This is a genomic window from Pseudoalteromonas sp. UBA6610 (assembly GCF_002433295.1).
GTDB lineage: Bacteria > Pseudomonadota > Gammaproteobacteria > Enterobacterales > Alteromonadaceae > Pseudoalteromonas > Pseudoalteromonas atlantica.
The window spans coordinates 1-13,847 of record NZ_DJHW01000104.1 but is presented as its reverse complement, the minus strand read 5'-3'; the positions used below and the strand labels follow the sequence as shown (position 1 = coordinate 13,847).

At 41.3% G+C, this 13,847-nt stretch carries 10 protein-coding genes; 6 read left to right on the top strand and 4 right to left on the bottom strand.

Features of this window, described 5'->3' with window-relative positions; all coding sequences use genetic code 11:
* Positions 1-75 precede the first annotated feature (75 nt).
* Together B4F91_RS13890 and B4F91_RS13885 are read right to left on the bottom strand one after the other, a co-directional pair.
* Complete coding sequence (locus tag B4F91_RS13890; protein ID WP_286937737.1) at positions 76-2,802, bottom strand: response regulator; 2,727 nt, start codon at positions 2,800-2,802, stop codon at positions 76-78.
* Between the two features lie 170 nt (positions 2,803-2,972).
* Positions 2,973-3,884 (bottom strand): LysR family transcriptional regulator, encoded by a 912-nt coding sequence (locus tag B4F91_RS13885; protein ID WP_138576981.1) that lies wholly within the window; start codon positions 3,882-3,884, stop codon positions 2,973-2,975.
* A gap of 138 nt (positions 3,885-4,022) precedes the next feature.
* On the opposite strand from B4F91_RS13885, the gene B4F91_RS13880 reads away from it, so the two are divergent.
* The 4 genes from B4F91_RS13880 (at position 4,023) to B4F91_RS13865 (ending at position 7,423) form a co-directional block, all read left to right on the top strand.
* A complete protein-coding gene (locus tag B4F91_RS13880) occupies positions 4,023-5,195 on the top strand; it encodes an MFS transporter (protein ID WP_138576979.1) in 1,173 nt (390 codons plus the stop codon).
* Positions 5,196-5,264: 69 nt separating this feature from the next.
* A complete protein-coding gene (locus B4F91_RS13875; RefSeq protein ID WP_055254624.1) occupies positions 5,265-6,404 on the top strand; it encodes an MFS transporter in 1,140 nt (379 codons plus the stop codon).
* An 11-nt stretch (positions 6,405-6,415) separates the two neighbouring features.
* Positions 6,416-6,949, top strand: a complete 534-nt coding sequence (locus tag B4F91_RS13870; RefSeq protein WP_286937734.1) for a redoxin domain-containing protein — start codon at positions 6,416-6,418, stop codon at positions 6,947-6,949.
* A 63-nt stretch (positions 6,950-7,012) separates the two neighbouring features.
* Positions 7,013-7,423 (top strand): hypothetical protein, encoded by a 411-nt coding sequence (locus B4F91_RS13865; RefSeq protein ID WP_055254627.1) that lies wholly within the window; start codon positions 7,013-7,015, stop codon positions 7,421-7,423.
* Positions 7,424-7,543: 120 nt separating this feature from the next.
* On the opposite strand, the gene ssb is transcribed toward B4F91_RS13865, so the two are convergent.
* A complete protein-coding gene (gene ssb / locus B4F91_RS13860; protein WP_024032519.1) occupies positions 7,544-8,248 on the bottom strand; it encodes a single-stranded DNA-binding protein in 705 nt (234 codons plus the stop codon).
* A gap of 20 nt (positions 8,249-8,268) precedes the next feature.
* Positions 8,269-9,636, bottom strand: coding sequence for an MFS transporter (locus B4F91_RS13855; protein ID WP_024032520.1), 1,368 nt, complete (start codon positions 9,634-9,636; stop codon positions 8,269-8,271).
* A 163-nt stretch (positions 9,637-9,799) separates the two neighbouring features.
* On the opposite strand from B4F91_RS13855, the gene uvrA reads away from it, so the two are divergent.
* Together uvrA and B4F91_RS13845 are read left to right on the top strand one after the other, a co-directional pair.
* A complete protein-coding gene (gene uvrA, locus B4F91_RS13850; RefSeq protein WP_286939040.1) occupies positions 9,800-12,622 on the top strand; it encodes an excinuclease ABC subunit UvrA in 2,823 nt (940 codons plus the stop codon).
* A gap of 35 nt (positions 12,623-12,657) precedes the next feature.
* Positions 12,658-13,695, top strand: a complete 1,038-nt coding sequence (locus B4F91_RS13845; protein WP_286939039.1) for a hypothetical protein — start codon at positions 12,658-12,660, stop codon at positions 13,693-13,695.
* Positions 13,696-13,847 lie beyond the last annotated feature (152 nt).

Below are 13,847 nucleotides of genomic sequence, written 5' to 3'. Positions count from 1 at the left end.
TATATAAATTTTACGTTTTGTTTTTTAACGTTGCAGGCGTTAAAGCCTGCTATTAAAGGTAGGTAATTGATAAGTTTATTTATTTAAGCAATTAATTATTGTATCGCGTAATGTTTTAGCTTTTATTGGTTTAGCAACATGTGCATTCATACCAATAGATAGGTAGTGAGTAATATCATCTTTCATTACGTTTGCAGTTAACGCAATGATAGGCATAGAGGCAAGCGCAGTATTGCTGTCACTGCGTATTACTTTAGTCGCTTCTACACCGTCCATAATGGGCATATGAATATCCATTAAAATAATGTCAAACGTTTCTAATTTTACGGTTTGTATGCATTCTAAGCCATTTTCTACTACGTGCACTTGCGCCCCACTGGCGGCTAATATATCGGATACAATTAACCTGTTTATGGCGTTATCTTCCACAACGAGTATTTTTACCCCTTGCAGTGGCTTTTCGGTGGCAGGTTTATGGGTATTGCTTGTAGAAGGGCTAACCACTTTGCTTTTCATCGCTTCAAATAACACGCTGGTAAGCACAGGCTTATGCAAAATAGTTTTAATGTTTATTTTTTTAGCTATGTCGTAAATTGCGTCGTTTTTGCTTGCTGTAAGTACAATAATATTGTTGCAAAGCTGTGGGTTTACTTTGTAAATGCGGGTAAAAAACGTTTCACTGCTCATGGTCGGCATTTCACAATCAACAATAATAATTTTATAAGTGTTTATATTTTCTTTAATTATCTCTATTGCATCACTTGCCTGCGTGCAAGGCGTACAACGCAGTCCCATTGCACTAAGCTGACTTTTAATTAAGCTTAAATCATCTTCGTTATCATCTATTAGTAATACATCAAATGGTTCAGCAAATGATAACTGTGGGCTGTCTTCTATTAATGCTTGGGTGTTTACCTCAACGTTTATGGTAGCAATAAACTCACTGCCTTCACCTTGCGTACTGCTTACAGAAATATCGCCACCCATTGCTTGGCATAAACGTTTACTAATGGCTAAGCCTAACCCTGTTCCCCCGTATTTTCGGGTTGTAGAGCTGTCGGCCTGAGTAAATGACTCAAACAAGTTAGGTAAGCTTTTTTCATCAATACCAATGCCGGTGTCTTTAACACTAAAGCGTAAAACAATACTTTTGGTGCCATGGGGGGCTTCTTCTGCGTCTATTTGCACCGAAACAGCTCCATTAGAGGTAAACTTAATCGCGTTAGAGCACAAGTTAATTAATACTTGGTTTATACGCACCACATCGCCAACTAAGTTATGTTTCACGTTATCGCTAATATTAATCTCAAACGCAATACCTTTACTCCGCGCCCTATTTTCAAATGTGGTCGTTATATAATCGACAACCGCGTTTAACGAAAATGCAAAGGCCTCGAGTTTGATATTTCCTGACTCGATTTTTGAAAAATCTAAAATGTCATTAATAACCACAAGCAATTGATCTGACGAGTACTTTATTTTTTCTAAATACTGTTTATCTTCTTCAGGTAAGTTTTTGCCCAATAAAATATTTGTCAGCCCTATAACGCCACTCATTGGGGTTCTGATCTCATGACTCATATTGGCTAAAAACTCTGATTTTGACGAGGTAAGTTGCTCTGCTTCTTCTTTAGCTTGTAATAGCTCTTTAGTGCGTTGCTCTACACGCGATTCAAGTCGTAGCTTTTCTTCGTCAAGCGCATTTACAAGCTGAATGCGGCGGCGGTTTAATCGTAATACAAACACTAAAAAAGCGCTCAATACAAAAATAGTAATGGCGGCGCTGTAAATTAACACTTTATTTTGTTCAAAGTAACTCGGCTTGTAATAAGCAATAATCGATTTTTCTGGCAGGCTTTGCGGGGCAACATTATATTTTTTTAGCTGTCGCCAATCGTATTTATGAACACTTAAATTTTCATCGCTTATAGTAGGTAACACGTTATTTTCACTGTAAGAAATAATAGCTTCACCTACGCGTTTACCTATTTTCTCACCTGATAAAACATAACCACCCACTACACCTGAGCCCAATAAAACTTCCCAGTAGCTAAAAATGGGGGCGTTACTATGCTGAGCGAGTAAGCTGACGAGCTGATACGGGCTAATCGACTTATTTTCGTAATTTCTAAATATAGGGGTAAATAAAATAATGGCGTCTGAAGGCGCATTTTTTACTTTTTTCATCAGTTCAGCAGCCGGAAGATCAAACCATTGCTCAACTTCTAAATACGAAAAATCTTGGCTGATAAAATTAAACAGCCCTGTATAAAAGTTTCTACCTATTTCATTTTTAGTATCTAAGATGACTATGAGTTTTTTAGGTTTCATTAAATTAACCGCGCTGGCGGTTGCTTGCTTGTAGTCTAACTTAGCCTGCATTGAGGCACTATTAGTGTTTGCCGGCAGCCTAAACTGTTCGCCAGGCTCAATATAAACTTTTGGCGTGCTAGTAAAAAAATCATTCAATTGCGATATTAACGTGGCTGCTGAGGGTGATAGCGTGACAATAATATCTATGTGCTTATTTTTATATTTTTGCGTAAGGTAGTCGCTCATTAATTGCTTTTGAGTGGCCTCATCAAAGCGCCCCACATCAATGTTTTCAACAAAAAGCTCATAGTCAAAAGTCCGTGTTGATAGCTCGCTATTTAAGCCCTCTTCAACACTTTTATGCCAAGGCATATGTTGGTTTGTAGAATTTATAAATAAGACATTGGTAATTTTAGAATCCGGTTGAGCGCTTACCGGCAAACTGGCAAATTGAAAAACAAGAAATAAAAATAAAATAATGGCTTTCATGTTTCTCATAGTTGCTTGAAGTAATTAGTACCACTAGAGTAGATGTTAATTAGTTACAAATCAATTAAATGAGATGTAAATTACAAAGGTGTTTTTGCGTTTTTGCGCATTTACGCCTCGCTAATTATTGCAGTGCATAAGTTAGCTAAAAGCGCTTTTATAAAGCCAACTCAATTACGCATGCTAAGCTGAATCTCTGCTTGGGCATCAAGTGCCATTTCTACAAACGCTTGCGTGGTAGCGCTGCTGTTAATTTGCTTGTATTGCAGCTGCAAATAAATTTGTGTGTCGACCTTTTCTAACTCTATAAAATGGCAACCCTCGCTATATAATTTACTTACACAATAAGGCGCTATAGCTAACCCTAAACCGGCGGCAACCTCTGTTACTAAGGTTTGCATATGCCTTGGCTGACTAATAATGTTAGGTGAAAAGCCAGCGCGCTTGCAACGAGTAATAATTTCATCAAACAACCCTAAGGCTTCGTCGCGATTAAAAAGAATAAATGGCTCATTTTTAAGGGTTTTCAAATCAATAGTTTGCACCGATGCAAAGGGATGGTTTTTGTTGACCACCGCTACGAGGCGGTCAACGTACATAGTTTCACTTATAAACTCATCGGCTATGGTGCTTGGTAACGGCCGAGAAAACGCGACATCTACCCGTTCGCTTTTAAGGGCCTCTATTTGCTCGGTCGCGGTCATTTCTAGCAAGGTAACGTGAACATTAGGAAACTGCGACTTATACGTTCGGATTAATTTGGCCAAAAATGTTAAACACGCAGAGCTTAAATACGCAATACTTAGCGAGCCTAACTGCCCGCTATCGACCAGTTTAACCTTATTTTTAGCCCGCTCTGTAAGCGCTAAAATTGCCGTGGCATCTTTAACTAACTGCTCTCCCGCTTGCGTGATCGACACCTCCCGAGAGTTACGGATAAACAAGCTAACACCTAGCTGCTCTTCTAACGAAGAAATATGGCGACTTATAGCGGGTTGAACAGTATGTAGCTCTTGAGCCGCTTCTGAAAAGCTCAGGTGCTTAGCCACTGCAATAAAACTTTTTAATATTTTTATATCCATGTGCGACTCAAATTTGCTCTGTGTGAGAGGTATAGCAGCAACTATACGTTATTTGTATAGATTCCATCAAATTTAAACATTTCTAACATCAAGCATCTCCCTCTATCATTCGCCTACCTTTTAATGTTGGAGAGCAAAATGACCCAGGTAACTCAAAGCGCCTCGTTAAGTCGCTTTATTTTATTGTTGATGACAACCGCCATTGCAGCAACCGCTGCAAACCTATATTACAGCCAGCCAATTTTACCTCTGATTGGTAACGAGTTTAATTTAACGGATTCACAACTTGGTAGCATTCCCGCATTTACTCAGTTTGGTTACGCTTTTGCCCTATTGTTTATTTCGCCGCTGGGGGATTCTATTGCGCGTCGGCGCTTAATAAGCATTTTATCGGGCTTACTGGTTATTGCATGTAGCTTTGCCGTATTTACACCTAACTTACCGCTGTTATTAATGTCGGTATTTTTAATAGGGATAAGTGCCAACATTACCCAGCAATTAATCCCTTTTGCGGCATCACTTGTATCTGCTGAAAATAAAGGGGCGACATTGGGCACCTTAATGATGGGTCTAACCATTGGTATTTTACTTTCACGCACGTTAAGCGGCTTTGTAGGAGAGCACTTTGGTTGGCGTGGCGTATTTGTTATGTCTGCAATATTAGCTGCGCTATTTGGTGTACTACTTAGGCTCTTTTTACCCCTAAATAAACCACAAACTAGCTTACGTTACTGGCCGCTACTTAAAAGTACAGTGGCGTTATTTAAACAGCACAAACCACTACAAGTGTTTACTTTAACTGGCGCGCTTTGGTTTGCTGCTTTTAATGTACTGTGGGCTACTTTAGCTATTTATGTCAGTGATGCACCTTTTAACTACAGTGCCCAAGAGGCCGGATTATTTGGCATCATCGCATTAGCTGGCGTAATAGGGGCTAAGTCTTCGGGTAAGTGGGTCAATGCGTTGGGCTCTAAAAAATTAGTCATGATAGTACTCACACTTGCCGCAATTGGTTTTGCTATTACAGGCGTTTTTTTAGGAAACCTAATAGCCCTAATTATCGGTATTATTTTAATCGACTTCGCTATTTTTAGCGCACAAGTAGCCAATCAAGTCCGCGTATTTAGCATAGACCCAAGCGCACAAAGCCGTATTAATGGTGTTTACATGCTCGGCTACTACTTAGGCGGCGCCTTTGGCTCAATTATTGGTGTGAAAGCCTTTGCTTTGTACCAGTGGCCTGGCGTAGTCGTCCTTAGTGTAGTGTTAATTACCATCAGCGCTGCTTTTAACTCTCTCGCAAAAAAATAACCGCCATTAACTCCTTGCAACTAAGCGTAAGTCCCCCTTAGTTGCCCCATTTAAAAACAGAGAATACTTATGAATAAACTCAATAACGCAGGAAGCTACACTTTGCTGTGTATAGCTTGCTTAACAATCATGGTGGGTGCATTGGTTGCACCTGGTTTAATCAGTATATCAACAGCCCTAAATGTTGCTGACAGTGCGGTATTTTTAGTGACCTTACCGGCTTTAGGGGCTGTTATATTTGCGCCTATTGCAGGTAAATTAATTGATAAATATGGCGCTTACCGTTCATTAATTATTGGCTTATTTTTATACGGCTTTTTAGGTGCAAGCGTGTATTGGTTACAAGGGCCGTTGTTGGTTTTTGCTAACCGTATTTTGCTTGGCGGTGTTACCTCAATTGTTATGGCCGGTTGTACCGTTTTAATATCACAGTGGTACTTTGGTAAAGCGCGCCTAGGCATGCTTGCTAAGCAAGGTATGGCAATAGAGCTCGGTGGCGTTATATTTCTATTTATAGGTGGCCTACTTGCTGTGCAGCATTGGGCTTTACCATTATCGTTGTACCTTATTTCTTGGGTATTTTTAGCCATGTTGCTACTTTTTGTGCCGCGTAATCACCCTCAAGCACAAGAGGCACAAGCAACACAAGAGCACGTAATATCAAATAAAGGCTTATCTCTTAAGCATGTGTATTCGCTGGCTGTGCTTGCAATGATCACGTTTTTTAGCGCAATTGTTTTACTACCCAGCACAATGCATGCGCAAAATTATAATGAAGAACAAGTAGGGTTTTTACTCTCTTTCATCTCGTTAGTGGCTGTTGTTGGGGCACACTTTATGCCTCAGTTAACTAAAAAAATGGGCGAGCAAAAAGTACTTGCGCTGGCATTTATAGGCTATGGGGCATCATTTGCTTTCTTTTTACAAACGGGTACAGCGTTATTGGTAATAGGCGCTGTGTTTAGCGGTATTGGCTTTGGTTTTAGCATCCCACTATTAAACCATATGACCGTAGAGCGCAGCGCAGCCTCTGTTCGCGGTCGTAACCTCTCTTATTTCACAATGGCTGTTTTTTCTGGGCAATTTTTAACATCGTTTGTTGAATATATCCCAGGAGGCACTCGCAATATTTTTATTAGCTGTATCAGCTTATGTGCACTCACCGCGCTGTACTTATTTGTTAAAAAAAATCATTCACAATCAGTATAAAAGAGGTTTTTATGTCAGAGTCATTTAAATTAATAGCCGGTAATTCATTTCCAACAGTTACTGCACACTTGCTCGATGGTACAACCGCAGATCTAAGTAAGCCGCACGGTGGCGCCGAGTGGCAAATGCTCGTGGTATACAGAGGCAAGCATTGCCCGCTTTGTATGCGTTACTTAAATTTACTAGAAGCGCAATTACCCGCATTAAAGGCACTTGGGGTGAGCGTTTGTGCCGTTTCTGCAGATAGCCGCGCACAGCTAACACAAAGCATGGACACGCTCGCGGTTAGCTTTCCTATTGCGTATGGATTAACACAGCAGCAAATGAAACAACTTGGGCTGTATATTTCCTCACCTCGCTCTGAGCAAGAAACCGTTCACAACTTTGCAGAGCCCGCGATATTTGTCGTAAATGAGCAAGGGGTATTGCAAGCTGTAAATATTTCTAATGCCCCGTATTTACGCCCTGAGTTAGACGTGGTTGTAAGAGGCCTAAAGTTTATTAAAGAGCAAAATAACTACCCTATTCGCGGCACTGTTGTGTAACCATTTAAATTGCAGCCGTGGCGTTTATTACCTTACGGCTGCTTTATTAAGGCATAAGCTTTCATGAAGAATTTATTTAGTAACCTTTTAAATTTAGCCAGCGCGCTTTTTATGTTTAAGTTTGCCCTGCCAAAATTATTAGCAGCGCAGGTAAGCGTTAAAACCTTTAGCTACTTTGCGCAGGTACTGCCCGTTAACGCTAAAATTTATATGTATAGCGTTGGTTTACTGGAGTTGGTAGTGGGTTTAATGATGCTTGCTCTTTTGTTTATTAAAAATGAAAAGCAAAAAGCACTGTTTACCTATGTTGCGTATGTTTTATTGGCGGGTACGTTAATTGGGGCGCTGTTACATGAATATTTTGTTCGCCCCGAGCCAGTTGCTCAGTTAGTGACTTACTCAGGCTGCTTTTTAGTTATATGTGCCATTCAATTTTTAGCCTATAAAAAGGCGCTAATAGCGCGTTTTGAGTGACTTTAAGGCGTTAAATGGTAGATAGAAACAGTGCCTTTTGTGCTAAAACGTGTAGTTACAAAAAAGCCGCTAAATAGCGGCTTTAGATGTTTTTTTCAACATTTTACATTTTGTCTTTGGTTAAAACGGAATGTCGTCATCAAAATCTATTGTTGGTTCCATAGGATTTGATGCACCGCCCTGAGGGGCGTTTTGCGGCTTAGGTGCAAAACCACCTTGCTGCTGTGGCGCATTACTTTGCCCAGGAGCAAAGCCACTGTTGTTTGATTGTTGGTATTGGTTATTTTGCTGTGGAGCAGGTGCTGCAGCTGGGCGTTGTGCTGGTGCAGCTTGTTGCTGTGGTGCATAACCACCTTGCTGGCTGTTTTGAGCTTGGTTGTTTTGACCATAGCCACCGCCTTGTTGATTATTTTGGTAACCGCCACCTTGTTGGCCACCTTGATTACCTTGATAACCACCACCTTGCTGATCGCCACCGCGAGCGCCTAGCATTTGCATTTGACCCGTAAAGCCATCAACAACGATTTCTGTTGTGTATTTTTCTTGGCCTTGTTGGTCGGTCCATTTACGTGTTTGAAGTTTACCTTCAACGTAAATCTGCGAGCCTTTACGGCAGTACTCACCAACAATTTCAGCTAGCTTGCCAAAAAATACTACACGGTGCCATTCAGTTTTATCAACCATTTGGCCAGTGTTTTTGTCTTTATAGCTGTCTGACGTTGCTAAGGTAATATTTGCTACACCATTGCCATTAGGCATGTAACGAACTTCAGGATCTTGTCCTAAATTACCAACCAAAATTACTTTGTTCACACCGCGTGCCATGGAACCTTCTCCTATAAACGTTAGATTAAACCAGCTACTTTACGTGCTTGGTCTAGGTCAAATTCTTTATCATTAATCTTTAAATAGCTGCGGCTTTCGTCGCGTACTACTGTTGCTTCTATTACGCCAGGTAAAGCAACTAGCTGAGAAGCAAGTGCTTGAGCTTGCTCTTCAGAACTTAAATTGGTCATTAAACTAATAACTTTACTTTTCGGTGGGACTTGCATTTTCCACGCAATAATAAGCCATATTAACCCAACAAGTGCCGCTGCCGCAAACACAGCTTGCGTACTTGTAGTTTGAGCAACATAACCCCCTAAAATACCACCTAAAAAAGCCCCTAAAAACTGGCTAGACGAATACCCACCCATAGCCGAACCTTTTTGGCTAGCGGGCGCAATACGCGATACAAGCGCAGGCATAGTGGCTTCTAAAAAATTAAATGCTACAAAATAAAGCAACATACAAATGGCAATGCCAACCACGCTATTCACCCAAATAGACATAGCAAACATACTAATAGAAAGCAGTGCTACTGAGCCAATAAACGCCTGTTTTTCTTTTTCTTTTTTAATGGCAATAATCATAATAGGGACCATTAAAATAAACGCTAACAGCAATACTGGAATATATAAATACCAATGATGGTTTGCCACTAAGCCATCTTTTATTAGTTGGCTTGGCAGTACCACAAAAATAGTGGTTAGCGTTAAATGTAGCAGTAATACACCTGCATTTAAGCGCGATAATTGCGGATGCTTAATAAGCTTTTTAATATCACTAAAGCTTGCCAAGGTATCGCCTTTGGGCGCTTTGTTTACTGCGTTGGGCACTAGAAATAAAATAATACCAATACCAAACACGGCAAGGATTGCTGTTAACCAAAACACCCCTGCTACACCCCACGACGCGGCAACAATAGGCCCAAGTAACATAGCAAAAGCAAAGCTCATGCCTATGCTCATACCAATCACCGCCATTACTTTAGGGCGCTGTTCGTCGCGGCTTAGGTCGCTGGCAAAAGCAAGCAGCGCACTGGCTATAGCGCCCATACCTTGTAGTGCACGGCCCACTGTAACCATTTGAATAGATTCAGCAAGGGCTGCAATAACAGAGCCCAACGCAAACACAACTAAGCCACCAACAATGACTTTTTTACGGCCTATTTTATCTGACAAACGCCCCATAGGAATTTGCAGTACCGCTTGCGTTAAGCCATACGCGCCAATAGCAAATCCTATCCACATAGGCGAAAAACCATCAAGCGATTGGCCATAAATAGCCAATACAGGCATCAGCATAAACAAGCCAAGCATTCTAAATGCAAACACACTCGCCAGCGATACAGCGGCGCGCTTTTCTCGTGAATTAAGTGAAGATGCGGTCATTATCTGCGTATTCTTACGATATGAAAAATTTAGGCTGGGATTCTACCACAAGCTTGGCAATAATTAATCGCCTATAAGTAAGGATTTTTTCGTTGATCATTGATTAATAATGTTTCGTATTATGCGATACTGGACAAATAATTTTGGTAATAAACGAGATAGCATGGAAAACATTGAAGTCCGAGGCGCCCGTACGCACAATTTAAAAGACATCAGCCTAACCATCCCACGTGATAAATTAATTGTTATCACAGGCCTATCTGGTTCGGGAAAGTCATCACTGGCATTTGATACTTTATATGCAGAAGGACAGCGTCGTTATGTTGAGTCACTTTCTGCCTACGCAAGGCAATTTTTATCGTTAATGGAAAAGCCCGACGTTGATCATATTGAAGGCCTCTCTCCCGCCATTTCTATTGAGCAAAAATCTACATCGCACAACCCTCGCTCAACAGTGGGTACCATTACCGAAATATACGATTACTTGCGTTTAATGTTTGCCCGCGTGGGCGAACCACGATGCCCAACCCACGACTTACCGCTTGCAGCTCAAACAATTAGCCAAATGGTTGATACCGTTTTAGCACTGCCAGAGGGCACTAAGCTGATGCTTTTAGCGCCAGTGGTTAAAGATCGTAAAGGTGAGCACATTAAATTACTTGAGCAACTTGCAAGCCAAGGCTACATTCGCGCTCGTATAGACGGCGAAGTATGCGACTTATCAGATCCGCCAACGCTTGAGCTTCATAAAAAACACACTATTGAAGTGGTGGTTGACCGCTTTAAAGTAAAAGATGGCCAACAGCAGCGTTTAGCAGAGTCGTTCGAAACCGCACTAGAGATGTCTGGCGGTGTGGCAAATGTAGCCTTCATGGACGACAGCACGATAGAAGAAATGCTGTTCTCGGCAAATTTTGCCTGCCCCACCTGTGGCTACGCAATGACCGAATTAGAACCGCGCTTATTTTCGTTTAATAACCCTGCAGGTGCGTGTCAAAGCTGTGATGGTTTAGGCGTACGCCAATACTTTGATCCTAACCGTGTGGTACATAACCCAGAGCTCAGCCTTGCCGGCGGTGCTATTAAAGGATGGGATAAACGCAGCTTTTATTATTTTCAAATGCTACAGGCGGTCGCCGAGCACTATAACTTTGATTTAGATGTGCCATTTGAAAAGCTGGCTAAAGAATCGCAAAAAATTATTTTAGAGGGCTCAGGGCAAACAAAAATAGCCTTTAACTACCGTAACGACAGAGGCGATTTAATAACACGCAACCACGAGTTTGAAGGCGTGTTAAACAACATGAACCGTCGCTATCGCGAAACTGAGTCAAACTCGGTGCGTGAAGAGCTCGCTAAATATCAAACTAGCCAAGCGTGTCCTAGTTGTCATGGCTCGCGTTTACGCCAAGAAGCACGCCACGTATTTATAGGTCAAACAAACCTACCTGCTATAACGACTATGAGTATTGGCGAAGCGATGGACTTTTTTGAAGGGTTATCGCTAACAGGCCAAAAAGCCCAAATAGCTGAAAAAATCCTGAAAGAAATTCGCGACCGCTTATCGTTTTTAATTAATGTAGGCCTTAATTACTTATCACTTGAGCGCAGTGCCGATACCCTCTCAGGTGGTGAAGCCCAGCGTATTCGTTTAGCCAGCCAAATAGGTGCAGGCCTTGTAGGCGTAATGTACGTACTGGATGAACCATCAATTGGTTTACACCAGCGCGATAACGACCGTTTATTACAAACATTGGTACATTTACGCGACTTAGGTAATACCGTTATTGTTGTTGAGCACGACGAAGACGCGATACGCGCAGCCGATCACATTATTGATATTGGCCCAGGTGCGGGTGTACACGGCGGACACATTATTGCACAAGGTACACGTGACGATATTTTAGCCACTAAAGACTCGGTAACTGGCCAGTTTTTATCAGGCGTGCGCAAAATAGAAGTGCCAAAAGAGCGTAACCCAACCAGCGACAAATGGCTTGAGCTATTTGGTGCCACAGGTAATAACCTAAAAAATGTAGACTTAAAAATTCCATTTGGCTTATTAACCTGTATTACAGGGGTATCGGGCTCAGGTAAATCAACGCTCATTAACGATACACTCTTTAAGCTTGCGCATACTGAGCTTAACGGCGCGACCACAGCAGAAGCCGCGCCGTATAAATCAATTAGTGGCCTTGATCACTTTGACAAAGTTATTGATATTGACCAAAGCCCAATTGGTCGTACACCGCGCTCAAATCCTGCAACCTACACAGGTATTTTTACCGGTATTCGTGAGTTATTTGCAGGGACACAAGAAGCCCGCTCTCGCGGCTATAAAGTAGGTCGCTTTAGCTTTAACGTAAAAGGCGGGCGCTGTGAAGCTTGCCAAGGGGATGGTGTAATTAAAGTAGAAATGCACTTTTTACCTGATGTATATGTACCGTGTGATGTATGTAAGGGCGCGCGCTATAACCGCGAAACCTTAGAAGTGCAATACAAAGGTAAAAACATTCACCAAGTGCTCGAAATGACCGTTGAAGACGCGCACGACTACTTTGATAAAATACCTGCAATAGCGCGTAAACTTAAAACGCTAATGGACGTAGGTTTATCGTATATTCGCCTAGGGCAAGCTGCTACCACGCTCTCTGGTGGTGAAGCACAACGTGTAAAACTGGCTCGTGAGCTTTCTAAACGCGATACAGGTAAAACACTGTATATACTTGATGAGCCAACAACCGGCCTTCACTTTGCCGATATTGAACAGCTACTTGTGGTATTACATCGCCTGCGCGATCATGGTAATACCATTGTGGTAATTGAGCATAACTTAGATGTGGTTAAAACCGCAGACTGGGTGGTTGATTTAGGCCCTGAAGGGGGCGCTGGGGGCGGTGAAATACTCATTGCAGGCACGCCTGAAGAAGTAGCCGAATGTGAACGCTCGCATACTGGGCATTACCTAAAGCCCCTATTAAACTAACTGGGGTTTATTACCTCATACGATAAGGAAAGTCGGTGTTAAGGCGTTATAAAATTATAAAATGGCGAGCCAGTAGGCTATTTAAACAGCTGCAAAAAAAATTGCAGCCTCTTAAAGCTGATATTGATAAGCATATTAAACCCATATGGTTTAGCCTTAGCACCGCGCAAAAGCTTTACTTAGCAGCGCTTATATCTGTGATTTTCTTTAAATCCTGGTCACTTTGCGCGCTTTTAACAATGACTGCCTTGGTAATTGAATTTTGGCCAAAGTTTAATAAACTATGGCACTCTTTAGCAGGCAAAGCTTTAATTTTGGTTTTTTATGCAACCATTGCTAATTTTGTTTTGGCAAATGCAAGCAGTATTGTTAACGATGTAACTCACGTATCAGCTGCAAACATGAGCTACACACACAATTTTGCAACTTTGATATATTTACCCATTTGGGCATTAGGAATTACACTCTGTACATTACTAATATTTCAATTTATTTTACCCTTTTATATCATAATGCTGTTACTTATAAAGCCATTTGGATCGCAAAGCATTAAATATATAAGTCAAAGCTACTCTCCCTTACTTACCGCATCTATTAGATTAATATTAGCCTTCATAACTTTAAGTACCCTCTATCCTTTATTGGACGATAGGGATGAAGCAACATTTCTATCAGATATAGAAAACGGTTTCTATTTTGGAAGAGAGCTGGCTAGTGACTCTCCTGAGGTGAAGGGGCATGCTATGGTCAACCTAAATGAAAGGCTGGCTAAACAGGAAACAAAAACTCAAACCAGCTCGCAAAAAGCAGAAGAAATAAATGAATTCGCCGAATCTGCAAGTTCATTTGTTGCTACTGAAGGTTATTTTGGGCGTAGTAAACACCTTATAGCGATGTTTGCATTTAATTACGAAGCGGATGAATACTCAAGGTGTAAAAAAGCCAAAAATAGCAAAGTGGTAGAGTTGAACGATTACGAAATAGTAGAGATTACGCCAAATGAAACTATGCCTTATGGCTATTCTTTTATTGTAAAAGCCTGCGAATCGCCTGCGTTTAAGTCCACTAGCTAATAAATTATAGCTTTTTTAAGTGATGAATGAAGTATTAGAAGTTATAAAAAAATGCCGCTAAATTTAGCGGCATTTTTATTTGCTTATACTAGGGCGTGTTGATCTTTGATGGTTGAATTTGCAGCAGCATGTTTGGTTTTTAGGCAAGGCAG